Genomic DNA, 26,662 nt, shown 5'->3' with positions numbered 1-26,662 from the left:
GAGGATGCACCACGCGTCCCTGCGTCGTGGCGCATTCGGGTGACAATTTCTGGTTCGTGTGATCCGTCACGGGATTCCGGGGTCGTCGGTCGACAAGTAAGTAACAACGGCGTCCTCGGCGCCGGTGGGTGATGACCCGTGTCCCCGGACCCATGGAGGGTAGTTCTCCCAATGTCCCCGATTGTTTCGTTGTTCCTGCTCGGCCTCGTCGCGGTGCCCTGGCTGCCGCGGCGCTGGGCGGGACCGCCGGCCCAGCTCGCCGGCGGGCTGGTCCTCGCTACCCGAGGCTGGCTGCGGTGCCGTTCGGCGGCGATGGTGCTGCGGGAATGTGCGCCGCTGCTACGTGACGCGCAGGCGGTGCGCTTGGAGATCGCGCCGTCCGGTGCGGTGCTCGTGACCACTCAGGCCGCGGTTGCGGCCGGTGCGGGCCATTGCGGCCGGCGAGGACGGGCGTGAGCGAGTCGCCGCCGTCCTCGTTGACCGAGCACGAGATCGTCGAACTGTCCGACCTGATGAACGAGTACGAACCCCGCTTGAACGACCGGCTGCGACGCAGGTTTCCCGGCATCGACCACGAGAACGCTATCGGGCAGGCGCTACTGGAAATGACCGAGTCCTGGCGGCAGATCACTGGCGACAAACGCGCGTGGCTCAACCGTGTGGCCAGCCGACGCTGCATCGACGCCTGGCGTGCTTCGCAGCGCCAGGGCGCGAGCCTCGACGAGCCGCGGATGGCCACGCTGCAGCTGGCCTGGGTCGGCCCCGATGAGTATGCGGTGCTCCTGGTCTACCGGGCGATCGCCACGCTGCCTCAGCACCTGCGTTTCGCCCTGGCGAAGAAAATGTTCGGCGACGAAGTCGACGAGATCGCCCGCCTGATGAACCGCTCACCGCGCACCGTCGAGGACTACATCCTGCGCGCCCGCACCTATGTCCGCGCGCTCGTGCTCGATGCCTCCAGTCTTGACAGCGAAGGGACCTTGCCATGACCGACCCCGCCCCCCGCCCGATGCCGTCTCCCGCGGCCCGCCCGCGCGACGCGGTGGTGGAATACCTGGACCAGGTGTTCGACCGCATCCGTGCCGCCGCGCCGCGCACCGGCCCTGCTGCTGCACCCGTTGCCGACGAGGCTCCGGCCAGCAGGGTGGACCGGCTGCTGCTCGCCGATACCGCGGCTGGCCTGGCCACGCTGCTGAACCCGGTCACCCCCGGGCTGCGGCTCACCGCGGATGACGCCGTCGAGTTCGGCCGCCGCTGGCTCAAAGCGATGGCGGACAAGGCCTACCTGACCACGCACCCGCGTTTCGCCGACCAGGACTTCGGGCGCTGGACCGCGATCCTGCTGCACCACCTCGGCGCGAGCCTCGACCGCGCCGAGGAACTCCTGGACCCAGACCGGCCGATGCCGAGCCCGCGTGAGGTGGGCCGCGAGCTGTCCTATGCCCACAAGCTGTCCGCCGACGCACTCGGCGCGTGCGTGTGCCTGCTGTCGGACCTGTCCACCGAGTTCACCCCGCACGCCCCGCGTCGGGTCCGGGCCCGCGTGGTCGGTGACTTCGCCGGCGGATTCGCCACCGGGCTGCGCGACCGGGTCCGCGACGACCAGACCCTGCTGGGCTTGTCACTGGTGCGCGCTCACAACGACAACCCGGCCGGAGCAGCCCACCAGCCACGTCCGCGCACCCCCGAGCCGGCCGCCGCGGTCCTGACCCTCGACCGGCACGGCCGGATCGTGGAAGCCAACGACGCCGCCCAAGCCCTGCTCGGACGGACCTTCGCCGAGCTCCGCGACCAGAATGTTGCGGCACTGGCCGGCTGCGAGAGCGACGCCGACGTCCTACGCGGCGCCGTGGAACAGGTCGCGGGCGCGCCGCAGCACACGGTCACCCGCATCGAGCTCCAGCTGCCCGCCGACCACTACACCCCCGCGCGGTGGATCGCGGCAACCTTCGGCCACGCCCACGACACCCAGCGCGGCGTCAGCGTCCTGCTCTCCGACGTCACCCTGCTGCGCGGCCTGGCCCACAGCGCCGACCGCAACTGCGACACCGGCCTGCTCAGCGCATCAGTGTTCACCGACGAGGCCGAAGCGCGGCTACAGCACCCACCGGCCGGCGGCATGGCGCTGCTGACCGTGCGGATAGGTGCCCGGCGCGATCTGGACCACGTACTCACCCAGGACATGCACGACCGGCTGCTCACCCGGATCCACACCCAGATCCTCGCCATCACCGACCCCGACTGCCCCCAGCTGCTGGCCGGTCACAGCCACGGCGACGGCGACGTGCTCGTGCTGCTCTCGGGGCTGCCGGGCTGGGAGGTCGTGACACGGCTGGTCACACAGCTCGCGGACTGGATGAGCAATCCCGTCCGCGTCGGCGGGCACCGGCTGCGCCTGCATCCTCGCATCGGCATCGCCGAGGTCCAGCCCGGTGACACCCTCAAGACCGTGCTGCACCGCACCCGCCGCGCACGGCGCGACCCCGGCCGCTGCGCCGACCCTGTGATTCACGCCGAGCCGGCCGAGGACGCTGACCACCACCACACCCTCACCGCGCTGGCCGAGCTGGACGACGCGATCCACAACACCCGCCTGAGCGTGCGCTACCAGCCGGTGTGCACACCGGAGGGCATGCTGAGCGGGATCCGGCCGGTGGCGTCCTGGACCGGGCCGGACGGGCGGCTCGGCCGGCTGGCCGACGTCGCGGAGCTGGCCGAGCAGACCGGTCTGCTGGCGGCGGCGTTGCCGCTGATGCTGGATCTGGCATGCCGGGACATCTACACCTGGACCGGTGTCGGGCACACCCCGCAGATCCTGCTCGACCTACCCGGCCGGGCCGTGCATGACGACACCCTGCTCGACGCCCTGACCGCAAAAGCCGCCACCGCCGCACTGCAACCCGGGCAGCTGCAGCTGGTCATCCCAGCCACGGCGCTGACCGCAGCCCCACCCGTGCTCACCCGGCTGGCCGAGCTGTCCCACTCCGGGTGCTCGCTCGCGCTGTCCGGCGCCTACGGCGACGCCTGGCCCGCCGCCGCCCTCACCGACCTGCCCTGGGACACCATCGGCCTCGACCCCGCCACCGTCGGACACCTCACCCGGCGCGGCGACACCACACTGCTCACCAGCACACTGGCCACCATCCACGCCCTCCACGCCCGCCCACTGGCCGAAAACCAGCCCGCACCCCTGCCCGGGTTCGCGCTGTATCAGCCCGGGGCCTCGCTCAGCGCCGCCGACGTCCACACCGAACTCGGCACCCACACGGCCCGGCCGTGACCCCCCGGTGCCGCGCCGTAGATCGCCGCCGGACCGCACACCGCCGGTGTCTCGCATCCCAGCGTGACGGTGCACGGTGGTGCTGTGGCCGCCGCACCACGACGCGGGCACCGGCAGCGCCGACGATCCGGGCTACCGAGGCGTCCACCGACGCGGCGGTGGCGACGATCTGCCCGCCGGGCAAGCCCGGCGACTGCTCGCGCAGAATCAGCCACGTATGCCTAAGGAGGTGAAGTCGCCGGCCCGCGGGCAGGTCATATGACGGCGCACGGCTCCGGAGAACGGCAGGTCGAAACAACTGCACCAGATCCGGCACCGGGTTCCCTGTCGCCGGATCTATCAGACCAGGAGACAGGGGCAGGACGAACTCGAGCTACCGCCGCGGGTCGATCGCGACGCACTTGCTTCAGTTTGCCGAGCAGGGTGTCCAGCCGGTCGGGTGGGGCAGATACGTCAGCATGGTGGGGCTTGAGATTGAGCGCTGTCCGGTCCTTTTGATCGTCATCTGGACACCACCCCCTGTCGGCTGCTGTCGACGATCGTGGCTGGTGCATAGCATCGGCTTGTGTTCTGCGCTCCAGTATTCGGTCATCAGCATCCCTCGACCGCGACAGCACACCGGCGCGCACAGGCTGTGTGCCGAGCGAACGGGATTCGTCCGGCGAAGTCGTACTGCCAACGTGGGCAGGCCCGGCGATGGCGGGTAAGCGCCAGGTCGCCGGGCCCGTCCGGTTAGCTGTCGACCTCGACGACCGACGCGTCGCTGGCGGCACGCTGCACTGCTTCGCATCCGGCCTTGGCCGCGGACTTGGTCTCGTACGCTTCACCGACCGCGACGACTTCGCCGTTGCCGGCCTTCAGCCGGAACCGGAACTTGCCGCCTTTGTCCTGGTACACCTCGAACTTGCCGGCCACTGCGGGTGCTCCTTTCTTTGTGCTGCACGCGAATATCCGACGCCCAACCTAAACCTGCGGCGGCCACCGCGCCCGCTGATCACCCCCCAGGCCGCGTTGTCCCGTCAGCGTTCTGGCCCCCGTCGGGGCCTGTTCGTGCCGGTGATTGCGTGTGCTTCACCTCAGGTGTTGCGCGAGTTCGTCCGGGCCGTGGACGACCTGCGGGGGTTGGTCGGTCTCGACGGGCCAGAGGTCGATGTGGTGGTGTTCGACTGTGGCGTCCGGTGGTGTCGTCAGGGTGGAGGCGCCGGCTCGGTTCCTGACGGAGACGCGGAGGCGGAGGTGTCCTGCCGGGACGGTCAGTGTCTGGGGGTCGCCGCTGTAGATCGAGGTGACGATCAGTTCGCCGGCGGGGCTCTGGAGGGTGCGTTCCACGCTCATGTCCCAGCGGACCGTGTCCACGGCGGGGGGCTGGTGGTGGAGCCGGAGGGTGACCTCGACGGGGCCGAATTGGGTGCCGCAGAGTACGGCCATCCAGTTTCTCCGGTGAGCAGCCCGTCCGGGCTGGGTGGCCAGGGATTGTCGGTGCCGGTTGTGGCGCGGAGGTGGTACTGGCCGTCCTGGGCGTGGACGGTCAATACCACCTCGTCGTGATCGAGATCGTGATCGCTCACGAAGCTCCTAGGCGCTGCGTTGTCACCAGGCCGTGGAACCGTCGGCGAGCACGGCCTGGACGAAGAACAGGTCGGTGTCGAGCACCCGATAGTAGTCGTCGTAGGCCGAGGTCAGGCCGCCTTGGCTGTTGTTGGCGCTGAGCGGGACCACACGGGTGTAGCGGTCGTTGGCGGCGGCGCCGTTGCCTCCCTGGTAGGACGACGCCAGCGGGTACTCGTCGCAGGACTGGCCGGTGGGCGGTGTGGCGCTGCCGCAGCTGATCGCGCGGTTGTTGTCGATGGCGGCCTGGTCGGCGAGCCTGGTCAGCGGGCTGCCGAATGGTCGAGTCCGGTATCTGGTTCATGCCAAAGGCGGCTACCCAATCGATCAGCAGCGCGTGAGGATGGCAGCTGTGGGCGGAGGGAATGACTTGAGCACCGAGGGCGCGACTCTTGGCGCTAATCGCGCCAAATCGCGGTTCGGCGTCGCGTACGTGCGGGCTGTGTGCAGCCAAGCCGGCGTCGGGTTCGACGAGACCAGCCCGGACGAAGATGTCCTGGCAGTCGACGGGAGTGTCGAGTTCGAGTTCGCGCCAGCACGGGTGCAGGTCAAGTGCACCGGGCAGTTCCGGATCAAGGGTGGCACGACCGCGACCTGGCCTGTCGACGGTACGTGGCGTCGGCGGTGGAAACGCTCCGGCGTGCCGGTCTACTTCGTCCTGGTCATCGTCGACCCGGACGAGCCGGCGTCTTGGCTGCATCATCAGGACACCGCCACCTTGCACAGAGCTGCTGCTTTCTGGGTACGGGTCGACGCAATTGAGGAGGAGCAGAACATCGTCGTCCCGAAGACCCAGCGGTTCACGGCTGACACGCTTAGGGTGTGGGCAGCGGACGTGGAGGCCAGCTTTGATGGTTCGAGAGGAGGCGGGGCAGATGTCTGACAGCGCCGTTCTCCCCGCGCCCGCAGACATCGTCTGGTACCTGAAGAGCAGCGGCTGGCTGGCGAATCAGCCCGGCCCCGGGGGAACGCTATGGGTGAAGGGGCGTTCACGCATCGGGGTGCCGAACGAGCCGGACGACTTGCTGATCCGGTCAGTCTTGCGTCGACTGGCCGAGGCCGAAAACCGTGGTTTCAAGCAGATCGCAGACGCTGTGCGTTACGTCCGCTTCGATGTCACGCATCTGCGCGCGGTGAACGATAGCCACATTGTCGACAAAATTCCGCTCGTTGCGGCGACAAAGCTGATCGGCTCGGCGCGGATGATGCTGCGCGCGACTGCGACGACAGCGCGCTGGGAGCGAGCCCAGATCGGCGGCAGCTATTCGAAAATCGGTGACGAGGTGATCCAGCAGGCGTTCATGGGGCACACCGAGCGGGGATCGTTCGTCATCCCGGTGCTGATACCGATTCCCGAGCCGGAACCACCGGATCCTGACCGGCCGATGCTGTTCGACAGCCAGGACGGCCCTGCCCGGTACGAGGCCGCGGCTGAGCCCTTCGCTCGTCGTGTGGTGCGGACCTTCGCCCAGTCGATGCAGGCAGTGCACGACCTCGTGGTGGCGCCCGAGCGCTCCCCGTCCACCGAGGGCCTGCACGAGTTGGTGTACCGGGGAGTCAGCCGCGAGTTCTGCAGCGGATTGGCCAACGTCTTGGACGAGAAGTCCATTGGAGAGTTCGAGACGACGGTGGACTGGGCGCCGCTGGCCCCGGCCCCGAACACGATGCCTCGTCAGGTGTCGATCGGTGCGGAAGCCGGGGACCTGGTGCGGCGGGTTGCCGAACGGCTGCGTCAGCAGCGTGCATCGTCGGTCGAGGTGTTCTCCGGGACCATCGTCGAGTTCCGGCATGAAAACCAGGACGATCCGTTCGGCGAGGTGGCAGTGTCAACGATCCGCAGGGGACGGCAGGCCGAGATCAGGGTACGGCTGCCGGTCGAGACCTATCGCGAGGCCTGGGAATGGCATAACGCAGGCCGGGCCGTGCTCGTCGAGGGCATCATCCGCCGGCCGTCGGGCCGTCCGGGTATCGTCGACAACCCGGCGCGGTTCCAGCCACTCGACGCTCTGACCCCGACGTCGATCCCGGAATAGGGTTCCCAGCCCTGATCGAGTGTACGAGAACGGTCTCTCAGACGCGCAATTCCACCAGGAGACGAGCTTGTTGCGGGTAGCCAGGGTGGCCCGTCTCCGCTCGTCCCAGCGCGGCATCGCGTCCGTCATCCGACTGAAGACCTTCGACGCCGCCTACCTGGTCGGAGATCGCGTGGCCGTGCCCCCCCTGCGTCCTAGCCGCGGACACGACGAGAACGGCGGCATCGCCGAGGTCCAGGTCCACTCGGGCGTCCTGTTCGCGCTTCGTTTCGGGAACGAACGGTGCGGCGCGTTGGTTGCCACCGGTATGCGCGTTCTGCGAACCTACGCCCGGATCTACGTGGCCGACCTCGACGAGGTGTTGCCGGTGCTCTCCCAGGGCACCGGTGCCCCGGTCAGTACTCGCTTCGCGCTTCCCGGGGGACTAGAACTGGCCACGGTCGGCCGGCTGCTGGTGCTGGCCGGTACGCAGGCGGCACTGGGTCCGTACCGCGCGACCCAAGCCACGCTGATCGTCGACGACCTTGACCAGTGCCAGGCGTGGCTGGCCGCGGCCGGCGCCGAACTCGTACGCGGCCCGCGAGAGGTGCCCACCGGCCGCAACCTCACCGCCCGGCTCGCCGACGGTGTGCAGGTGGAGTACGTCGAGTGGAGCCGCGACCAGTGGGAGCGAGACGCGGCCGCGTCCTAGCGACCGTGGCCGGGCCTGGTTGCGGGCGGCGTCGCACCAGGCTGACCCGGGCGTGGCGGCCTCGGTCAGGGTGGCGCTGGGCCGGGCGGGGTGGCGGCCCACCACGGTGGGGCAGGAGTGTCGGGGCGTAGCCGGTAGAAGGGGCGTTCTCCGCGCCAGCAGGCGGCGAGTTCGGTGGTGAGGGTGATCCAGGCGGAGAGGCTGCGCCGGTCGTCCCAGACGGTGGCGGCGGCGGCCGCGGCCTGCGCGGCCGGTCCGGCAGTGCCGGCGAAGGCGAGGACGGCTGTCACCGCCGCGTCGGCGTCGCCTGGCCCGGGACGGGCTGCCGGCGCCGGAAGAATGTCCAGTCGCAGGTTCTGGCCGGCCGCGGCGGTGGTGTGGGTCAGATGCCGGGCGAGCAAGTGCTCGACCGCTTCGGCGTTGCGGCTCCGGCGGCTCCACCGGTCCTGGGTCTCGTCGGCGGCTGCGGCGATGGCCCCGCACGCGTGGGCCAGCCCGGTGCCCTCCCACAGGGCCAGGACGACCGGTGTGGTCGCTGCGGGGTCGAGGGCGGGCAGTGACGCGGCGAGTCGGGTCAGCGCGGCCGGTACGTCGTTGTCCGGGCCGGGGTCCAGGTCGGGCACTCGATAATTGTTCACGGTGCGCAACTCGCTCCGCACCCGTAGCCACCGGATCGGGAATATTCGACTACGGGCGCGGGGCGCCGGGGCGATGGGGTAAAGGTCAGTCCGGCAAGGAACGGTGGTTACTGGACGGCCCTGGCGCGGTCGTCGGCCGACGGTAGCTGCCGTACGTCGATGAGTGGCCAACTGCCTATCGGGTGCCCGAGGACGGCACAGCCCGGGACGGGAAGTTCGACAACGGCAATCGACCATGCCGGATGAGCTACTGCGTGCCGGACGCCACTTCGCCGCCGTGACCGGCGGCGGCAACCTCCACGACTTTAGCCGCTCCCGTCTTTTCCCGTCACTGGAGTCGGCGCCACCGGATCCGACCTGAGGAACTTCTTCAGCCACGACGACCGCCTCACCCTCGACACCGTTTCGAACACCCGAAGGAAGGCACCCCCGGGGCAGCCGCCGACCTCATCGCCCGCATGATGCCGCGGTCCAGCGGTGAGCTCCTGCCTTGCGTTTGACTCAGCGTCGGGAGTCCCGGGTGTTATCGAAATACCGGCCCACCCGCGGTGGCCCACCAGCACACCGGCCGGCGCTGACCTCCTCGTCAACCCTCGGCATCGTCAGCGTCCGCCCCGCCGGTGCCAGCGGTTTAGATCTCCTCGGCCTGGGCACCGTTCTGGGTGCCTCCCGTTCGGCGTTCTTAGTAGGCCGACACCAGCGCGTGGACCGCTCCGCGCCCCTCGAACTCGATGGTCTCCCCACCGGCCAGGGCGATGGTGACCTGCTGCCAGCTACGCCCCGGTACTGCGGTGATGTCGGTGACGCGGTCCAACGAGACCTGCCCGAGGTGCTCACCGACCCGGTTGAGCATCGGATCCGCAGACCACACATGCAGGTCATCCGCAGTGACACCGAAGATCATCGACGCGGCCAGCGGGGATCGATGGACATTCCGACTCCCTGAGACCGCTCCCAGTCCGGTCGTTTCCGTGTCGACATGCCGGACGGGGGTCTGGCGGGATGGTGCTAGGAATGACGGCATCCGACGTCATGAGGGCACGCACGAGAGGGACCAAACCAGCCCGGGGCTGTTGCCGGCGCGGGTTCCCGCGGGCACACGCATCATCGTCTGCATCACCACCGCGATCAGGGCCCGGCTCCGGTCTCCCGACGCTTGATCACGCCTCTGATGAGCAGAAGCGCTCGACTGTCCGTGCCTTGTCGTCGCGGCTGACCGGACCGGCGGCACGACCGGGGCATGACGCTCGTTCCGCGTCCGGTCCTCGACGACCCGGCGGAGGCGTGAACGACACCTCCGCGGGCACCACCTCGTCCGCGACCCCGAAATCCGCCTGGTCACGGCCGGGTCCGTGCCCGCCGGTGCCTCCGTTCCCGTTGCCTGCACGCGCTACAACCACTGGCGTCCACACCATCCCGGTCACCATCGGCTCCACCGCCCGCTCGGGCAGGCCCTTGCTGGCGCCGTCGAGACGGCGGCCGGTACCGACCTGCCGGCAGCGCTCGTTCTCCCACAGCTCGGCGAGCCGGGCAATACAGGGCACGGCGACCTCGCGGAGTGCGGGACACAGAGTGACCAGCAGCCGGGAACCATCAATGTGTGGCCTTGCCAGCGCCTCAGCATGGGCCGGGGCGCCGCGGATAGCGGTGTGCCCGAGCAGGATTTACGCGGGCAACTGCAAGTCCTGTTCCAAGGTCGCGATCAGTAGCCGCCGCGGTGCAGCGCTGCTCAGTGGTGGCGTAGCCAAACGGCGACGGAGATGAGCAAGGTGGAGCAGCCCGCGAACGGACGGCCGCAGGACCTGCGCTGCCCGAGGTACAGCGGTGGTCTAAGGACGCGGCCCGCTGTGGAGCGGTTTCGACGTCCTGGCCACATCGACCCTGCCCACCCTGCCCGCGGAACTGGGTGTAGCTGGACCCGGCCGTCCGGACCGCCGTGCAAATCCTCACCGGAATGGCGGCATCTGCGGCGTGCACCGCGCCGTACAACCTCGTCGGCCAGCCCACGACCTCGCTGCCGTTGCACCAGAACGACGACGGGCTGCCGATCGGCGTGCAGTTCGCCGACGCCGCCCACCGTGGGAACGTGCTCCTGCGCCTGACCGCCCAGCTCGAAAGGGCCGCCCCCTGGTCCGACCGGCACCCGCTCACCGCACCGGGAGCAGCATGACGTTCTTCGGCCGTCCGCTGACCCCGTCCGGCGCCGCCACCGGGGACAGCGGCCGCCTGTTCCAGATGATCACCGGCCATAGGGCGACCCAGGTCATCCGAACGGCAGCCGTGGCAAATCTGGCTGGCTACCTGCGCAAAACGGTCAGGCCTCCGTGTCCGACATCGCCCGCGCGGAGTCGCTCGGCCCGTCCGCGACCGTGTGCTCCCCGTGCGCCTGCGCCGCCCTGGGCCTGACCGCGTCGGCCGGCGGTGAGCAGGACGCCACGACCCCGCTGCTGGACCTGCTCCGCATCAGAGAGCCCGGCTCACCGCGCGACCTGGCCGGTAGGCGGTATGGCCTGCCACTGGCCGCTGTGGGAATCGCTGGCCGACGCGGTCCGCGCCGAAAACGGCCAGGCGCCCGCGGTGCTGGGACCGGGAACTGATCGCGTACTTCGGCAATCACACCGACCAGGACGGGCAGTTCACCGCGGCCATGTCCGCGATGATCGAGGGGGTGGCCGAGTACCTGGCCGACGCGATCACCTTGCGAGCATCGAGACCGTCGTCAACATCGGCGGGGACGCGGGAGTGTTCGCGCGGACACCGCTGGAAAGCAACCCGGCACTGCGCGGGGTGTGCTTGGACCTCCCGCGCGTCGCCGATGGCGCTACAGGCCGCGGCGGCAGCTTCGGGGCTGGGGGTTGTGCAGTTGCAGGGTGCGGTCCTTCGCGGCTGCGGTGCGGGTGGGTTGCTGGGCGAGCAGGTACTCGACCGCCTCGGCGTTCCGCCGCCGGCGCGTCCAGCAGCCAGGGGTAACCAGAGGTCTTCGCGCAGCGGCGGTGATGCCGCATGCGCGGGCCAGCCCCACTCCCTGCCACAGGGTCAGCACGATTCGTACCGTTGCGGCGGGGTCGAGGGCGGGTAGTGTCTCGGTCAGCAGGGTCAAGGCGGCCGGTGTGTCGTCGTCCGGGGCGGAAGAGAGCACCGGATAATTGTTCACGGTGTGCAACGTAACCCCGCACCAGAAGCCACCGGATCGCGAATATTCCGGGTTCACAAGGCAAGGACACCAGGCACGGTCAGGAGGCCGGTGTAGGACGGGGCACCTGTCCTTGACGTGCTGCTATGCGGGGAAGTTACTGCCTGCCGCTGGGCGGAGGTGGCCCGCGGTCTTACGCCGGGGGAGTTCTCTGGGAGAAGCTGCCTCTGGAACGGTCGCGATGTCCAGTTCCGCAGCCTGCACTTTGCCAGCGGAAAAGGCGCGGCTGGAGTGGCAGGTGGCCGGAGGTCGCGGTTGTGTCCCAGGCGGACCCGTTGGCTGGCAACGGGTCCGCCACCGTGTTCGTCACACGGAACGGGTCAGGGGGTCGCGGTGTAGCGTTGCTTGGCGGTGTCGCTGCAGGCGGTGAGGTTCGACCGCCCTCCCTGATCATTATCGATTTGCGTCAGGCACTGGGGATGATTACCGGGGCTGACCAGGTTGAACTGGTCGCCGCCGCGATACACCACGGCGAAGCGGGCCTCGTCACGGTCACAACTTTGTACAACCATCGCATCTTCGTTGCGGTCGTTGTCCCGCCCCAGCTGCATACAGGTGCCCGGCTTTCGGGTGCTTTCTACCTTCCAGGTTCCGGGTGTGGATGTTGCCAGTCGCCAATGTTCGGCCTGGACGTTCGTCGTTATCCTGGGCGGCGGATTATAGTATGCGCCGATACCCAATCCTGTTCCTTCTGCTACTGAGTCGAGCGTAAACCCGAACCCGTTGCCCCATTCTTCGAGGTAGGGGGGCCGGTCGTGGTCACCGCTGACGTCGGTGCCGCGCACCCAGTAGTGCCCATCGCACAGGGCGTCGGGCTCGATCGGGCACCGGCCGTTTTTTTTCGCGGGCTTCGCGAGGACCAGGTACGAATAGCCGCCTTCGCCGGTGTCGTGGTACTGGGCGTTGGATCCGGCCTTCAAACAGGTTCCGGGAGCGACGTCGACGAGCTTCTTCGACTTCAGATCGGGTATCTTCTTGCCTTTTTTGTCCTGCGTTGTGGGATAAAGTTGCACATCACCGCTGGTGACGCGGTAACGGCAGGCAGCGGGCCCGGACGGCGCGTTCTTGTTGAGCTCGTAGACCATCGCCAGCGAACTCTGGGCCCTGGGCAGCTTGAAGGTGTCGAACGTCGCCGAGGTGTAGCAGCCGCTCTCCGGTGCTTTGTACCAGCTGATTGCGGAACTCACCGAGTCGCCGGCGTAGATCCGGCCGCCTTTCGGCACCCACGTCACCCGCCACGGTGAGCGCTGATAACTGAACAGGTCGAAGTAGGTCCCCCACGCGTAGTAGCGGACCGTGTCCGGGGTCGGGTTGGTCACGCTGGTGGATTGCCCTTCCGTCACCGTCGTCTCCCGGGCATAGGTGGTGCCGACGGTGACGGCGACCTTGGCCGACACCTTGGCGAACAGGCCACCTGCCGAGCTTTCCGTGGACGTCTCCACGCTGAGGCTGTGCTCCCAGCGCTGGGATTTCGCGGTTTCGGTCGTAATCGTCCTGGTGGCGTGGGGATCGACCGGTGTCGGTTTCTCCGCCGGGTGGAACTCCGCGACTTCCCGGAGGTGGTAGCGGCTGCTGTCGTCGTAGTCGGGCTTGGTGTCGTCGAAAACCTTCAGTTTCGAGTGCTGCCGGTAGTCTTCGCACTGTTCTGTCGTGTCGTAAAGGTCGTTTTCGTAGATCATGGAGTGGACTCCATGATCGCGGATGGTGTGATCGGTGAAACCGTCGAACACCAGGTTGCCGCCTGGGTCCGGAATGTCGGTCGGCACCGTGTCCGCCGGTGGTGGATCATCCGCGGCGGCCATGCCGGGCAGTGCCGCCAGGCCGGCCGCAAGCACGACAGCGGTCAGCACCGGCGCCGACCATAACGGAACGCGCATCATTGTCCCTCGCTTTCCTCATCGATCGCCGGCGCGTGTCGGGAGCGCCGGGCAGCGATCGAGAAATGAATGAACTATCACCAAGTTGGATGGGGCCACAATGACCTAGGTGCCACCATCACCCGACAGTGAACTATCGAGATTATTCACGCCGCTGAGTATCACCGAAAGTGGGTGACGGGCCAATCCCGCTGCCGGGTTGGGGGAGTGTGGCCCCTCGTCTGCTCGCGTACCGTCTGCACGATCCCCGCAATCCGAAGGGCTCCCCATGAAACCAACAAAGCCCGCCATGAACAGGATGACTGCGCTGGCCGTCGCCGTTCTGCTCATCACCCTGACACAACCGGCCGGCCCCGGTGGCCACCCCGCGACGGCCGCCACGATCGCGGCGAACGGCACCGAGGTCGCCTCCGCGGAGATCTTCACCGACAACTCCGTCGTCGTCGCGGGGACCCGGGGGACGGCCATCGTGGTCGGGAAGTACGACAGCCACGGCCGCCTGGTCGCCGGCCATGACGGCCGCGGCGGCTACGGCACCGGCGGCTTCGCCACCATCGACAGCCCCGGCGCCGGCACGGCGGCGGCGATCGCCGTGGAAAACACCGGCAACGGGACCTCCGGAGCGGCCGCGGTGGCGGGCACCGTCGACGGCGACGTCCTCCTGGCTCGCCTGACCAAGGAGGGACAGCCTGATCCCGCGTTCAATTCGACCGGCTATGTGCGGGCGGATCTGGGCGGTGACGACACGGCGGCCGGCGTCGCGATCACCCCCGCCGGAGCGCTTCTCCTACTGGCCACCAGCGGCGACGACATTGTGCTCACCAAGTACACCCGGCGCGGACGTCTGGACACCGCCTTCGGCAACCACGGCAAAGCCGTGCTCAACACCGGCGGCAAGGACACAGCCGCCGCGTTCGCGCAACGGCCGGATGGCAAACTGGTCGTCGTCGGTACCTCGACCGACCGGACGGCGGTACCCGCGCTCGTCCTGGCGCTGTTCACCCCGTCCGGGCAGCTGGACAAGCATTTCGCCGGCGGAACCGGCTATCTCCGCGAATCCGGCCCCCAAGCCCCCCGCTCCGGACCGGTCGTCGTGCTCGACGACGCACAGGACGCCATCGTCGCGGGCACCAGGAACGGCGATTTCGTCGCCACCCGCTATCACCCCGACGGTACCCGCGACACCAGATTCGGAACCACAGGGGAGGCCACCACCCACCTCGACGCCCCGGCCACCGCTACCGCGGTCAACGTCCACGGCGACAGCATCTACATCGCCGGGACCACCACCGGGTCCACCACCCGGGCCGCGGTGACCCGCCTGACCAGCCGGGGACGCCCAAGCCCCCACTTCGGCGACAACGGAACGACCACACTCGGCTACCACGGCACTATCGCCGCTGTCCTGCCCACCACTGCCGGAATGCCCATCCTCTCCGGCAGCAAAGACGGCGCTCCCGCCCTGCTTCGACTCACCACCACCGGAACACTGGACGCCCGCTACCCCCGGTAGGAAGAGCGTGCACAGCCGGGGATTGGACAACATGTTCCAGTACCTCGTGCTTCTTCACGGCATCGGTGCGCGACCCGAAGACAAGAATGCTGCATGCACTGCTGCGGCCTGCTGAACCGCCCGGTTGTACCAGGCCCACGGGCCTGCCCATCGGCTCTGAAACTCCGCAATCCGGTACTGGATTTCTAGAATCGCGCGAAGCTGTGGTCGTCCCCCGCGATACCGGCCCGGCCCGCACCCGTCGGCGGGTGCGGGTTTCCGCGTCAACATCTCGTCATCATCAACCTCGCGTCACCGGCGGCTGGCCGACAATCGCCGACAGCGGCCTGAACAGCATTTGCGGCGTCACATCGCGGGAGCTGTATTAGCCCCGGACGGCGAGGATGCTGGCCAGGTCGCAGCAGAGCTTGGAGAAGGCCAGCCGATCCTCGGCACGTGCGTACCTCGGTCCTCAAACTGGTGAGCTCGCGTATTCAACTGTCACCAGTTATTCGTGTTGAGTGCTGAGAGTATTCACCGTAAGCTTGTGCAACGCTGAGCTTGCCGAACGGATGGGTCTGGCGTGCGATGCTCTGCTCACAGGTGGACACCCGCGTGTAGACCCGTTCCGGCACGAGCCGTCCCTTCCGGCCGCAGGAAACGGGCCCGCATTGCATTCCGGCGGCACCCGGAGGGAGGCGTATCCGGGCGTCACGGCTGTCCGTGAGGGTCCCGGGGGATGTTCACCGGTTCGGATCGCGCTACATGGGTCACATCACCTGGCCGCCGGGCAGCAGGGGTCCGCGGCCGTGGAGGCGGAAGTACTTTGCCAGGCGTCGGCTGCGGGTATTGCTCGCCTCCGGGGACGTAGCATGGCCCTCCTCGTCACTGTGGCCGAGCGCGCAGACCAGCAGCTCCGAGGCCAGGCCCTCACCCTGCAACGATGGCGTCACTCCGATCATCATGAAATAGCAGTGCGCCGGCGTCGGGGGGAATGCGATTACGCCGGTCCGGACAGACCAGCTCCCCGAGGGCGGCCGGACTGCGCGACCTCTCCGGTACCGGGCACGAGCACGGTACCCGCCGGATCGGTTTCCGCATCTATCACGGGCACAGGCACTGGTGGGCCGGTTCCCCCGATTGGGCCGGTGTCAGTGGAGTTGTTTGTCCAGCCACTGCGGGTCGCCGAGGACGTCGATGGTGGTGTCGCCGTTGCGGACCGTCGGTGTTCCCTTGTACCAGTCCAGGGTCTTCACCCGGTCGAACTGGGCGGTGGTCAGGTTCCGGTACGCGCCGGTGGTGACGTCACGGGCGAACCGATCGCCACGGATGCCCAGCCGCCGGCCGAGATCGATGAGCTGGTCGTCGGTCCACCCGGATTTTCCCTCCACGGGCTGCGAGCCGAAGAGGCTGGTGCGGTAGTCGGCGAACATCCCGGCTTCGGCGGCCGCGATCGCGGCGTTGGCGGCGCGGGTGGAGTACCCGGCCGGCGCGGAGTTGGCGTCGAGCATGTTCACGATGTGGTAGCGGACTTGCAGTGCGCCTACGGTGATCGCGGTGTCGATCTGCGCGCCGTACTGCTTCTCGAACCGGCCGCACACCGGGCAGAGGAAGTCTTCGTAGACGTCGAGCTTGGTGGTGGCCTCGTCCGGGCCCGCGACGATGGTGCCGTCCGCGGAGACCGTGGCGGAGTAGTGCCCGCCGGCCCGCTGCACCGCGATCGCGTCCACCTGGTGCTGGTCGGCCCGGCTGTTCTTCAGGGTGAGGACCACGATGGCGGCGGCGGCCACCAGCACCACGCCGATACCGATCACCAGGGTGCGGCGACGCCGGCCGGGGTTGGCCGCGGCGATCGGACGCGCGCCCCCGACGACCTCGTCTGCGCTGTATGTCCGATGGTTGTTCCGAATATTGTTCTGTTTTGTGTCCATGGGGGTCAGCTTTCTGGGAAAGAATCGGATACACCCGTGAAACGGTGGGCACGGATGTTGTCGAGCGTGGGTTCCGGTGATGGGGAAAAGGTGGGGGTGAGGTGGCGGAGCCGGATCCGGATGGAGCCGGTGTAAGCCGTGGTGCGCGTGGTCCCCGGGGGCACGGTACCCGGCCCCGGATCGGGCCCGGGTGCCGCCTCTCGGTCCGGGTTCACGGCCGCTGCCGGGGCACTGCGATTCGAATATTCTGCTGTCCGGCAAAGCATCCTGCTTGCATTTGCTGTCAGTCTGCCAACGTTGACGAGGTGTGGTCGAAGGCTTGAGTGCTGCTGGTTTTGTTCCCCGTGGCGCGAAGGACGATGGCCGCCGCGTATCTGGCCGGCCAGATACGGCTGGAGGTGGCATCGGCGCAGGTGGCAGACTGGAATGCATGAAAAAACGGACGGGTAATTGATCTTGGAGCCCGGTTGTCGGTTATCACTCGTTTGAGTGGTTAGGTTTTCCGGTCGTGGATCTGGCTGGACTTCGGCGGGACGGTTCCGGTACATCTGTGGCGCGCTCAGTCAGAGTGCGGGGAAGGTACGGTTCTTCCCGTGTCCGATTTGTTCGCATCATTGTTCTTGGTTGGTTCAAGAAACAGCACAGCCGTGGACGAACGGGGCTGGTCTGTGTGGTGCGGGCGATCGGATATTTCGTTGCTAGATCAGGTGAAAGGTAAGTCAATGAAGGCTATTTCTGTGCAGGCTCTGGACGCGGTGGCCGGCGAGGTGCTGCCCGAGCGCACCGTGCTCGGCACGCTGCCGCTCAGCGTCGGCAGCGACGCCTCCTCGGCGGCGGCAGCGGCGTCGGGCGGCAACAGCCTGATCGCCCCGAACCACGGTTCCACCGTGCTTTCGGCCTGCTCGACCGACCACAAGGTCCCCAACGGTGGCCTGCTGGAGCTCGTGGGTCTGCACACCGACAACGCCAGCGACATCCAGACCTGCACCCCGTCTGCGGTCACCAGCTTCTGATAGCGCTGCGCTCAACGCCCAGCATGGGATGAACAAGCCGCGGAGGGGCGAGACTCGCCCCTCCGCGGTTCCCTGCCCCGTCCCGCACCCCCAAGCCTGATCCGTTCCGCCGGCTGAAGACCCTGCGCCCCCGCGGGCCGCGGGCCGGAGAAGCCGCCCCATGAAACGAGAGTAGTGATGACCGCGTCCGCAGCCCCCTTCGACGACGCCTTCCTGGACGCGCTCAGCGGCGAGGTACTGCCGGTCAGGGAAGTGCTGTCGGCCTTGACTTCGGTGATCCCGGGCCTCGGGGAGCCGGTCCCGGCGGCCGGTCACCCGGCCGGCGGGGGTTCCTCCTCGTCCGCGGTCGCCCAGGCTTTCTCGGCGCAGCCCGATCCGGGCCGGCTGGCCGTCTCCGACGGGCACGGCTCGACCGTGTACTACGCGTGCGCCACCACGCACAGCTCCGGCACCGGCGGGGTGATCGGGCTCATCGGCCTCGGGCAGCCCGCCTACACGACCACCACGTGCACGCCCGCCGCCATCACCACTCGCTACTGATCAGCCTCCGCGGACGGGGCCGTGAGCTTCGCCTGCCCGAGGTTTTTGGAGGACATCGATGTGCCCCTCGCCGTCGCTCGCCGCAGCCGAGCCGACCGCCGCTCTCCGCTCGGGCGAGGTGGGGGCGCTCGGTGAGCACGGACCGGTCGGAATCCTGACCGGCACCGAACTGGTCGGGCAGTTCCAGGGCACCGGGTACCGGGAGCCACCGCAGCTGGTCGCCCGGTCCGACGGCCAGATCGTCCGCCTGCCGCAACTGCTGTACCTGGTCGTGGTCGTGCTGGCCGAGGCGTACGAGAAGGCCCAGCCGGAGAACTCGGCCGGGGGCGGGACCGAGCGGGTGCTGGCCGAGGTCGCCCAGCGCGTCGGCGAGGCCAGCGGGCTGCTGCTGGGCCGGGACCACATCGTGTTCCTGCTCGATCGCAAGCTCGCGCCGCTGGGGATCACCACCTTCTCCGACGGGACCTCGATCGAGCTGGAGCGCCCCACCCCCGCGCTGGGCCTGCGGGTGCGCATGACCCTGCTCTCGGCCCGGGGCACGTGGGTGATCGGCGGGCTGTTCGGCTGGCTGTTCCAGCCGCTGGTGCAGGTGCTGATGGTGCTCGCGATCGTGGCCGCGGAAGCGTGGGCCCTGGCCACCCAGGACCTGTCCGGGGCGATGCGGGACACGATCGCGCAACCGGCCGGAATCCTGGTCATCGTCGTGCTGGCCATCGTCTCCACCGCGATCCACGAGTTCGGGCACGCGGCGGCCTGCCGCTACAGCGGCGCCGCCCCCGGTGTGATGGGGTGCGGCCTGTACCTCGTCTGGCCCGCGTTCTTCACCGACGTCACCAACTCCTACCGGCTCTCGCGCGCCGGGCGGATCCGCACCGACCTGGGCGGCGTGTACTTCAACGGGCTGTGCCTGCTCGTGCTGACCGGGCTGTACGCCTCGACCGGTTACGCCCCCCTGCTCGTGGCCGTGCTGACGGTCAACCTGGAGATCATCCAGCAGCTGCTGCCGACCCTGCGGTTCGACGGCTACTACATCGTGTCCGACCTCGTCGGAATCCCCGATCTCTTCAAGTTCATCCGGCCGATCATCAGCCGCACCGTGCTCCGCCGCCCCGCCGACGAGCAGCTCTCCGCGCTCAAGCGCTGGCCCCAGGTCCTGGTGACCGCGTGGGTTCTGCTGATCGTACCGGCCCTCGCACTGCAACTGGGCTACATCTTCTGGCAGCTACCGGATCTCGTCCGCGCCGACTGGGTCACCATCATCGCCCTGGTCGGTACCGCCGACGGTGGCTCACCGGTGCTGAACGCCATCTCGACGACCGTGCGGATCCTGTTGCTGCTGCTGCCGCTGATCGGCATCGCGCTGGTCCTGTTCCAGCTCGCCCGGGGAATCGTCGTCCGGGCCGGCCGGCTGCTGCGGGACTGGAGCACCACCCACCCGCAACCGGCCGGCCTGGTCGTGATCTGGTCCGGGGCCGTGGCCGTCGTGGCGGCCCTGTCGTTCTGGATCCTGCTGCCGGGCGACTCCACCCCGCCCAGCCACCCGGCCTCGGGCTTGACCGCTCCTACGCAAACCCTTCCCTCGCGCCCGAGTCCGGTCCCCACCACCGAAACCTCCTCCCCGGTCCACCCGCCCGAACCGGCGGACGCGCAGCCACCCGCTTCGACCAAGCCGCCGGGCTCGGCCGAGCGACACGCTGCGCACGAACCGGCGCACTCCACCGCTCATCGCCCGGCCGCCCCGGCCGACGAGCGCACCACCCCGCCCCCGGCCGCCAGCCCCTCGACCGGCCCGCCGGCCCAGCAGCCCCAGACGCCACCGGCCACCCGGACCTCCCCCGACTGCGGACCGCTCGGCCTGTTCGTGCTCCTGTCCCTCTGCCACACCTGACTCCCACCCCGCCCTCTTCCCCAGGAGTTCTCGCGCATGATCGCCACCAGCACCGCACCACCGGCCACCTGGCGCACGACGGCGGCCCTGGGCTTGGCGGTGGCGGGCCTCGCCATCGCCACGTACATGACGGTCAACCACTACACCGCCAACGCCACGCTGGCCTGCTCGGTCAACCGCGTCGTCGACTGCGCGGCGGTGACCTCCAGCCCGGAATCGGTGGTCGCCGGAATCCCGGTGGCGGTCCTCGGACTGCCCTTCTTCGCCTCGATGGCCGCCCTCACCACACCGCGGGCGTGGCGATCACGGTGGCCGCTGGTGGGCCGGCTGCGGACGGGCGCGCTCATCGCCGGCCTGCTCACGGTGGCGTACCTGGTCACGGTGGAACTGGGCGTGATCGGCAAGATCTGCGAATGGTGCACCGCGGTGCACGTCATCACCGTCGCCCTGGCCGCGCTCGTCCTCCCGCTGGACCTCAGGACCCGGAGGATTGCCGCCTTCCCCGCAGACGATGCCCGCAGAGGCCGAGCGATCTACTCGGCCGACTGGCCCGGCGATTCCAGCCGCGACCACACCGGCGACGTTCGACATTGAACCGGGAGAACCACACAGCCTGACGCACGGCGAGCGGGCTGGGAGCGGGTCCCGGGGAAGGCGTCTGGCGTCCCGGGTTTCGTGCGAAGTGAACGGGTACGCTCATGTCGGCTATGACCGTCTCGGAAACGACTACCCCCGCCGAGACCCTCTGCGCTGGCCCCAGTTCGTTAACCGGCGGGTCACGGAGCCGGTTTACGACGGTGGCCGGGTCGATGGGTTCCTCACCGTTGCTTATCGGGTGATCTCAGCGCGGGCCGGCGGAACCGGCGTTCAACCGAGAAACTTGTTTCGGCGCTGGTCCGGCCGGGACTAGCAGTGGATGCTGGTGTTAAGCCGGGTTTCCCGGTGTTATTAGGTCAAATTTTCCAGGATCGGGTTCGGTCGGTGCGTCGTTTGTGCTGAATCGCTCCTTTAAGGTCGAGGTTGTCAGTGCTGCTCACCGTGGATTGCCGCAGGATGCCCGTGCTGGATGGGGAGACCATTCTCGGCTGGGTCGCGCAGTATTCGGGAGGTGTGAGCGGCGCACCCAGTTGTCGTCCTCGCCGGTCGCCGTGGGCTGCGACCCGATCCGGTGGCGTGGCATGCGGGTCGGGTCGTGACCAGGACAAAATTGTCCGGTGACATTCCCCATCGGTTCCGATGATCTACCTGCTGCGCTGACCCGGGTGAGCGAGATGCTGTCGGGACTGGATTCCGCGCAGACGGTGCGGGTGGTGCTGACTGTGTGGGATGGCGTCGGCCTGGCCCGCGCGTGCGGGCTGATGGCCGCGGCGAGTGACACGGCTCGCGCGCCGCGCGGCTGGCGCAGGCGCCAAGCCAACGCCCAGACGTGCGAATATTTGATTGCCCGGCAGCTGAACTGCACCGCGGCCGCGGCCGGGCGAGGACTGCGCCTGAGCGTTCTGGTCCCAGCAGGCGAGGTGCCCGGGCCCAGACAGGCCGAGACCGCGGCCGCGGCGGTCATCGGGTTCGCGGAGGCGGCCGGGCCGGCGGTGCTGGCCGCGGCCGCGGACGCGCGTGTCTGGGACGACCGGCGCGGCCTGTCGGCATGTAGCACCCTGGCCGCCGAACTCGCTGCCTGCTGGCGCGGCGAGCGCCCGTCCTACCAGCTGATCATCGAGGAGCCGGCTCCGCCGTGGTGGCCCGACCGCGTATCAGGCATCAGCCGGTACTGATCGGCCCGGCACTCAAGCGGCCACGCATTGGACGGTTGACCCGCCGTCCATGACTGTCCGTCGTTCGCATCAGGCGCGTAATATTTGCATTCGATGCGAATGGTGCAGTGTTCGCCCTGCTCAATCAAGAATTGTCGAGTGGCCCGGTGACCTCGGTGCGGTCCGGGGGTCGACACTATCCGCAGCTCAAGTCCGGATTGTTTTCCCGTCGGATCACGGGTGTCACGGTGTCGATGATGCGCATCCGATGCGATTTTTGGCGGTTCCCGAGTACGGTGGAAAGAGGCCGCTAGGCTGAGTCGCTGCCGGTTGGGTGTATAGTGTCCCGGCCGAGTTGCATGTTTAGCCCGACGAGTTCTCCGATGGTGGTGTTCATTGCGCCGGTGCGGTCATTGAAGTCGAATAGCTCGCTGGTCTTTAACGGTCCTGGCGTGGCGGTGTCGTTCAGCGGGTGGTGCATCCGCATGATCGGGTCGGTCATCGGCGACCAGGTACTGTCGAGGTGGTAGCTGGAGACGATCACGTCCGGGACGAGGTCGGTGGCCGGGGCGGTAAACTCGACGTCGCTGACGAAGATTTCAAGGATGCTCTGGTGACGGTCGACGTCGAGGTACTGCCCTGTATCGGGGTCACGGAACAGCGTTCTGGTCAGGACCGGTCCGGGCCAGGTCCCTCAGATCTTTGATCGAGGCCCGCTGTGCGGTTTCGTCGGCGGCGCGGCCGCGCTTCTTCCGCGACCAGCGACCAGTTGGATGTCTGTATTCCGGATATCCGAAGTGTGATGCGCACGGTGTCTCCGGCCTCGAGGCCCGCTGCTGAAGAACTGTGTGCGGTCGGGGTGGCATCACCGGGAGGTGCGCCGGCCGCGGGAGCCGGGATCCTTGAGCCGGGTCGTGGCTAGGCAGGGCAGCTGCGGGGTTGGCGCGGGGCCTCGAATGGGTGGTGGTGGGAGTGGGGCAGGGGGTTCAGACTGAGGGGGACCTGTGACAGCCAGTGATCATGCTGATGGTTCGTGTGTCACACATGGTGCCTCGTGCCACGGGCCCGTCGCTCCCGGCGTCCGCCGGGTAGTTTCGAGCGAAGGGAAAGTGCGATGTCCCGTCCTGTGCTTGACGTGAAGTGCTGCGAGCCCGGCAGCGGGGAAGGTGGTGCGGCCCGCAGACGGCCGGTGGTGCGGTGCTTGGGTGGTGTGATGGCTGTCGTGTCGTCGGTGGGATTGATCAGTGTCGTGGTGGCACCGGCCGCCCACGCTGCCTACGACCACACGTTTACCGCGACTGGCGCTGGGTCCGTGTCGATCCCGGCGAGTATCACCACGGTCACGTTGACCGCTTGGGGCGCCGGTGCTTCGGGCGGCTCCCGAGGCGGCAACGAAAGTTTCGAGCCCGCTGGCGGTGGTGCGGGCGGTGCGGTTTCCTGCACGGTGCAACTGGCCGCCCACACTGCGGCGCTCAGCATCCCGTTCTTCATCGGTGCAGGAGGCCGCAATCCACAGGGCGCGACCGGCGGTGATGGCGGCACCGGCGACTCGACCATCGACAGCGGCGCGGGCGGCACAAGTGGTAGTCCCTACCAAAAGGGTATCGGAGAGGGTGGCGGCGGGGGTGGCGGTGGCGCGGCGACCACCGTCGGCGGGACGCTGCTGTTCATGATCACCGCTCCTAGCGGTGGTGCCGGTGCCGGCGGCGCCCGGCAAGTCGGCCTGCCCTTGACCGGCGGTGGCGGCGGCCGGGGCGGTGGTTCCGGCGGTGGTATCGGTGCTCCCGACACCCTGGGCGACGGCGGCGGGGGAAACGGGGGCATGACCGGTACCTGTGTGGCGGTCTCCGGCGGTGGCGCGAGTGTCAGCACTTCGGGCGCGCCCGGGGGCAACGGCAGGGCCGGTGACGATACGAGTGGTGGCCGTGGCGGTGCGGCGGCTGTAGTGGATGGTCAGAGCGCCGGAGCCGGCGGCGCTGCTGGCCTGAAAGGCGCGGTGCGTGTTCGGTACTGACCGGACCTCGGTGTTGTGGCGGTGGCCGGTGGGAAAGCTTCCCCTGGCCGCCGTCGAGTTCATCGCCGGCCGGGCAAGCTGCTCGCGGGAACGGGCGGTCCGGGCCGTCAACCGGCCGTATCTGCGTCCTGTGAACCGACACCTAGGCAACACAGGGCGGTTGTGACAAGAGATCCAGCCGTCCGAGTTCGCGGGCACCGGGACGAACCCGGCGGGCACGCCGAGGCCAACGAGATTAGGCGTCGTCGTCTTCGAACCTGAGCAGGCTGTGGCAGCTGAAAGTAAGCATGATCAGCGACTGCCGCACGGTCGCCCGTCGCAACTGGCCTCGGCGACGACCTCCTCCACGATCGCGTTTGAAGTCCGGCGGTGGCCGGCCCCCGTCGTGGACGGCCTGGTACACGATCGGCCGCAGCGCTGGACCGAACAACCCATTACGCGGTCGCGGTCCTGCCCGGTGGGCGGGGATGCTGAGACGTCTGGCGAAGGGCTGACGGCTCAGCTGCGGCTGCTGAGGTGGGAGCTGGTTCGGTGTGGGACGAGCGGAACTCTGCATCGTCATATGTTTCGAGCCTGCATTGACAGAAAGTCAGATCGCCGATGAAGGAAATGGTGCAGGTGGCCGGGTAAGTCAACGTGATGGAACCCGGGCAGCCGATCCCGGTGGACTGACTCGTCCACGAGGTGGCTGGCACCGCATCGCCGATGCTGGCCGGTGCGCCCTGCCCGGTGGCGTAGGTGGAGGTCACTGTCGGAGTGCCTGCGTGCCACCACCCCCCAGTGCCAGTTCGTAGAGCGCGATGTCGCCCCATTGGCGATTGGCATCCGTGACGACCAGCCGGACTTTTGTGGAGGTGACGGTCACGGGCAGCGTGACGGTCCGGAATTCGACGAGTGTCGTATTTGAGGACCAGGTGACGTGGGCGCCGGCCACGACGGTATTCCAGCTCGTGCCGTCCCAGGTCTGGATGTCCATGCCGGTGATGCCCTGTCCGGCGCCGAACGCGGTGGCGAGTGAGAGCGAGTCGAAGGACTGGGGCGCACCGAGGTCGACGGTGAGATTCCCGGGCAGGCTCACTGTGCTGGGACTGGCCCAGGAGGTTGCCGGGTTCTGGTCGGTGATCGCTGCGAGGGTACCGGCGCCGGTGCTGAAGGAGGAACTGGCTGCCGGGGTGGCCGTGAGGGGTTCCAGTGCGCCCAGCGCGGGGGCGGTGGACGGTAACGGGTCGGCCAGGATGTCCCTTCCGCCATTGCCCGCGATGGCCAGTCCTGCGTTGCGTGCGGGCGAGGAGGTGCCGAGGCGGTAGCTGCTGACCGGGCTGCCCGTGCCGATGAACTGCGGGTCGGCCGTCAGTTTGCTGGCGTCGGGAGGAGTGGGCCCGGCCTGGTAGAGGTTGCGTTGGTAGGTGATGTTGGCAGTGTCGTAACCGTAACCGCCCGGGTTGACGAAGATGTTGTTGCGGAACGAAATTCCAGTCGGGTTGTGGTAGTTCTGGACGATCTTGTACAGCGGTCGGGCCGGGGTTGTGGCTACGTCTATCGTGTTGTTGTAGATGTCGATGTGCCGGGTGTTGGTTGAGAACGTGAAGATCTCGTTGCCGTCGTTCTTGCTGATGTTGTACCGGATGACTGCCTCGGCGCCCGCGTTCGCGCCTGATACCGAAAGGAAGAAGCCGCCGCCGTTGTCGTGGCTGTAGTTGTGCTGCACGAGTGAACCGTAGGTCGACTCGTCGGAGTCGAAGGCTGTGCCGTCGGCGCCGCGGCCGTGGAACATCGTCTCGGACACTTCGTTGTCCTGCACGACCGTGTTGTCCGCGTCCGACCACCAGATGCCGACGTTGCCGTGGGCCAGTGCGGTCCGCGCGACCCGGTTGTGTTCGATGAGCGTGCCGGTGACCTGGTTTGTCGCGATCCCGCCGTTGTCGATGTCGTGGACATAGTTGCCGCGGATCAGCATCCCGGTGCTCGGTGTGAACGCGCCGTAGCCGTTGCCCGGGAGGCCGAGTTCGGACCACAGCGAGGTCCAGCCGTCGCGTTGCATCCACGTGCTCCACGTGGTGATGCCGTAGGAGTGCACGGTGGCGATCTCGTTGTTCTCGATCGTCAGCCCGGTGTAGTAGGTCGGGGTGGTGTTGCCGGTGATCTTGACGACGATGCCGCCGTGTCCGATGTGCACGTGGGTGGTGCTGGTCGCGGGCCCATCGATATCGTGCACGGACAGGTTGCGCAACGCGATCCCGGGTAGTGCGCCCGCGTCCTGTGCGGCCACGACGATGCCGTCGCGGTATGTGGTCGATCCGTTCGTGTTGCTGATGTCGAGGCCGTCGATGGTGACGTCGTGCTGGTTGGTCAGCTGCACCGCGGCGCCGGTGAGTCCGGCTGCGGCGATCTTCGGTTTGGCTCCGGCCCCGTAACTGGCGATGGTGACCGGTGCGGCGGCCGATCCGGAACCTGATGGTGTGAGCTGACCGGTCCAGGTGGCGCCCGCTTTGAATCGTACGGTGTCACCTGGCTGCAGTGTTTGGGAGTTGACCTTGCCCAGTGACCGCCAGGCCGTGGCGGTCGACGTACCCGGGGCGGTGTCGCTGCCCGCGGGGTCGACGTAGTAGGTGTTGCCCGCGGCGTGCGCGGCCGGCAGCGCCGTCAGGCTCAGTCCCGCGACCAGGACTGCGGTTGTCGACCAGGTTGCTGTTCTCAGGGGGAGCATTGTCGT

25 protein-coding genes are annotated in these 26,662 nt (G+C 68.2%); 14 read left to right on the top strand and 11 right to left on the bottom strand.

The window, feature by feature from the left end:
* Positions 1–171: 171 nt before the first annotated feature.
* From NYF13_RS22845 to NYF13_RS22835, 3 genes are read left to right on the top strand one after another with little or no spacing between them, the layout of a single operon-like run.
* Entirely contained in the window at positions 172–456 is a 285-nt protein-coding gene (locus NYF13_RS22845; RefSeq protein WP_315659506.1) for a hypothetical protein, read from the top strand.
* Positions 453–989, top strand: a complete 537-nt coding sequence (locus tag NYF13_RS22840; RefSeq protein ID WP_315659503.1) for a sigma-70 family RNA polymerase sigma factor — start codon at positions 453–455, stop codon at positions 987–989. The genes NYF13_RS22845 and NYF13_RS22840 overlap by 4 nt, the downstream gene beginning before the upstream one ends.
* Positions 986–3,280, top strand: coding sequence for an EAL domain-containing protein (locus tag NYF13_RS22835; RefSeq protein WP_315659501.1), 2,295 nt, complete (start codon positions 986–988; stop codon positions 3,278–3,280). The genes NYF13_RS22840 and NYF13_RS22835 overlap by 4 nt, the downstream gene beginning before the upstream one ends.
* A 732-nt stretch (positions 3,281–4,012) precedes the next feature.
* On the opposite strand, the gene NYF13_RS22830 is transcribed toward NYF13_RS22835, so the two are convergent.
* From NYF13_RS22830 to NYF13_RS22820, 3 genes are all read right to left on the bottom strand, one after another.
* The gene (locus NYF13_RS22830; protein WP_315659499.1) at positions 4,013–4,195 is read right to left on the bottom strand and encodes a DUF1508 domain-containing protein; all 183 of its coding nucleotides are present in this window, start codon (positions 4,193–4,195) and stop codon (positions 4,013–4,015) included.
* Positions 4,196–4,351: 156 nt separating this feature from the next.
* Positions 4,352–4,708 (bottom strand): hypothetical protein, encoded by a 357-nt coding sequence (locus NYF13_RS22825; protein ID WP_315659498.1) that lies wholly within the window; start codon positions 4,706–4,708, stop codon positions 4,352–4,354.
* Between the two features lie 162 nt (positions 4,709–4,870).
* On the bottom strand, positions 4,871–5,056 hold the full coding sequence (locus tag NYF13_RS22820) for a hypothetical protein (RefSeq protein WP_396287702.1): 186 nt from the start codon (positions 5,054–5,056) through the stop codon (positions 4,871–4,873).
* Positions 5,057–5,081: 25 nt separating this feature from the next.
* Here NYF13_RS22820 and NYF13_RS22815 point away from each other — a divergent pair, with 25 nt between their 5' ends.
* The 3 genes from NYF13_RS22815 to NYF13_RS22805 all read left to right on the top strand — a co-directional run bounded on the left by NYF13_RS22815 (position 5,082) and on the right by NYF13_RS22805 (position 7,612).
* Entirely contained in the window at positions 5,082–5,771 is a 690-nt protein-coding gene (locus NYF13_RS22815; RefSeq protein WP_315659496.1) for a DUF4365 domain-containing protein, read from the top strand.
* Complete coding sequence (locus NYF13_RS22810) at positions 5,764–6,921, top strand: hypothetical protein (RefSeq protein WP_315659495.1); 1,158 nt, start codon at positions 5,764–5,766, stop codon at positions 6,919–6,921. Before NYF13_RS22815 ends, NYF13_RS22810 begins: the two co-directional genes overlap by 8 nt.
* Before the next feature lie 85 nt (positions 6,922–7,006).
* Positions 7,007–7,612 carry a hypothetical protein gene (locus NYF13_RS22805; RefSeq protein ID WP_315659493.1) on the top strand — a complete coding sequence of 202 codons (606 nt, stop codon included), beginning with the start codon at positions 7,007–7,009 and terminating at the stop codon, positions 7,610–7,612.
* 65 nt (positions 7,613–7,677) lie between these two features.
* Here the strand turns inward: NYF13_RS22805 and NYF13_RS22800 are convergent, their stop codons facing one another.
* On the bottom strand, positions 7,678–8,235 hold the full coding sequence (locus NYF13_RS22800) for a hypothetical protein (RefSeq protein ID WP_315659491.1): 558 nt from the start codon (positions 8,233–8,235) through the stop codon (positions 7,678–7,680).
* Between the two features lie 697 nt (positions 8,236–8,932).
* On the bottom strand, positions 8,933–9,103 hold the full coding sequence (locus NYF13_RS22795) for a hypothetical protein (RefSeq protein ID WP_315659489.1): 171 nt from the start codon (positions 9,101–9,103) through the stop codon (positions 8,933–8,935).
* Between the two features lie 1,101 nt (positions 9,104–10,204).
* Between NYF13_RS22795 and NYF13_RS22790 the strand changes: the two genes are divergently transcribed.
* Positions 10,205–10,420 (top strand): amidase family protein, encoded by a 216-nt coding sequence (locus NYF13_RS22790; protein WP_315659486.1) that lies wholly within the window; start codon positions 10,205–10,207, stop codon positions 10,418–10,420.
* A 651-nt stretch (positions 10,421–11,071) separates the two neighbouring features.
* Here the strand turns inward: NYF13_RS22790 and NYF13_RS22785 are convergent.
* Positions 11,072–11,404: a hypothetical protein gene (locus NYF13_RS22785; RefSeq protein ID WP_315659484.1), complete on the bottom strand. Its 333-nt coding sequence runs from the start codon at positions 11,402–11,404 to the stop codon at positions 11,072–11,074.
* Positions 11,405–11,763: 359 nt separating this feature from the next.
* The gene (locus NYF13_RS22780) at positions 11,764–13,293 is read right to left on the bottom strand and encodes a hypothetical protein (RefSeq protein WP_315659483.1); all 1,530 of its coding nucleotides are present in this window, start codon (positions 13,291–13,293) and stop codon (positions 11,764–11,766) included.
* Between the two features lie 316 nt (positions 13,294–13,609).
* Between NYF13_RS22780 and NYF13_RS22775 the strand changes: the two genes are divergently transcribed.
* Positions 13,610–14,833 (top strand): hypothetical protein, encoded by a 1,224-nt coding sequence (locus tag NYF13_RS22775; RefSeq protein ID WP_315659481.1) that lies wholly within the window; start codon positions 13,610–13,612, stop codon positions 14,831–14,833.
* A 749-nt stretch (positions 14,834–15,582) separates the two neighbouring features.
* Here the strand turns inward: NYF13_RS22775 and NYF13_RS22770 are convergent.
* Together NYF13_RS22770 and NYF13_RS22765 are read right to left on the bottom strand one after the other, a co-directional pair.
* Positions 15,583–15,765, bottom strand: a complete 183-nt coding sequence (locus NYF13_RS22770; RefSeq protein ID WP_315659479.1) for a hypothetical protein — start codon at positions 15,763–15,765, stop codon at positions 15,583–15,585.
* Between the two features lie 198 nt (positions 15,766–15,963).
* The gene (locus NYF13_RS22765) at positions 15,964–16,743 is read right to left on the bottom strand and encodes a thioredoxin domain-containing protein (protein WP_315659478.1); all 780 of its coding nucleotides are present in this window, start codon (positions 16,741–16,743) and stop codon (positions 15,964–15,966) included.
* A 722-nt stretch (positions 16,744–17,465) separates the two neighbouring features.
* Between NYF13_RS22765 and NYF13_RS22760 the strand changes: the two genes are divergently transcribed.
* The 5 genes from NYF13_RS22760 to NYF13_RS22740 all read left to right on the top strand — a co-directional run bounded on the left by NYF13_RS22760 (position 17,466) and on the right by NYF13_RS22740 (position 21,956).
* Positions 17,466–17,756, top strand: coding sequence for a hypothetical protein (locus tag NYF13_RS22760; protein WP_315656809.1), 291 nt, complete (start codon positions 17,466–17,468; stop codon positions 17,754–17,756).
* A gap of 177 nt (positions 17,757–17,933) precedes the next feature.
* The gene (locus tag NYF13_RS22755) at positions 17,934–18,296 is read left to right on the top strand and encodes a hypothetical protein (RefSeq protein WP_315656808.1); all 363 of its coding nucleotides are present in this window, start codon (positions 17,934–17,936) and stop codon (positions 18,294–18,296) included.
* A 58-nt stretch (positions 18,297–18,354) separates the two neighbouring features.
* Positions 18,355–20,184, top strand: coding sequence for a hypothetical protein (locus NYF13_RS22750; protein ID WP_315656806.1), 1,830 nt, complete (start codon positions 18,355–18,357; stop codon positions 20,182–20,184).
* A gap of 36 nt (positions 20,185–20,220) precedes the next feature.
* On the top strand, positions 20,221–20,778 hold the full coding sequence (locus NYF13_RS22745; protein ID WP_315659476.1) for a vitamin K epoxide reductase family protein: 558 nt from the start codon (positions 20,221–20,223) through the stop codon (positions 20,776–20,778).
* A 668-nt stretch (positions 20,779–21,446) separates the two neighbouring features.
* On the top strand, positions 21,447–21,956 hold the full coding sequence (locus tag NYF13_RS22740; protein WP_315659473.1) for a hypothetical protein: 510 nt from the start codon (positions 21,447–21,449) through the stop codon (positions 21,954–21,956).
* Between the two features lie 289 nt (positions 21,957–22,245).
* Here NYF13_RS22740 and NYF13_RS22735 read toward each other — a convergent pair whose 3' ends face one another.
* Positions 22,246–22,479 carry a hypothetical protein gene (locus NYF13_RS22735; RefSeq protein WP_315659471.1) on the bottom strand — a complete coding sequence of 78 codons (234 nt, stop codon included), beginning with the start codon at positions 22,477–22,479 and terminating at the stop codon, positions 22,246–22,248.
* Between the two features lie 669 nt (positions 22,480–23,148).
* Here NYF13_RS22735 and NYF13_RS22730 point away from each other — a divergent pair.
* Positions 23,149–23,949 carry a hypothetical protein gene (locus tag NYF13_RS22730; protein ID WP_315659469.1) on the top strand — a complete coding sequence of 267 codons (801 nt, stop codon included), beginning with the start codon at positions 23,149–23,151 and terminating at the stop codon, positions 23,947–23,949.
* A 745-nt stretch (positions 23,950–24,694) separates the two neighbouring features.
* Here NYF13_RS22730 and NYF13_RS22725 read toward each other — a convergent pair.
* Complete coding sequence (locus tag NYF13_RS22725) at positions 24,695–26,656, bottom strand: discoidin domain-containing protein (protein WP_315659467.1); 1,962 nt, start codon at positions 26,654–26,656, stop codon at positions 24,695–24,697.
* Positions 26,657–26,662 lie beyond the last annotated feature (6 nt).

Source organism: Amycolatopsis sp. PS_44_ISF1 (genome assembly GCF_032335455.1).
In the GTDB taxonomy this organism is placed as follows: Bacteria; Actinomycetota; Actinomycetes; order Mycobacteriales; family Pseudonocardiaceae; genus Amycolatopsis.
This window is presented reverse-complemented; position numbering and strand designations above follow the sequence as displayed.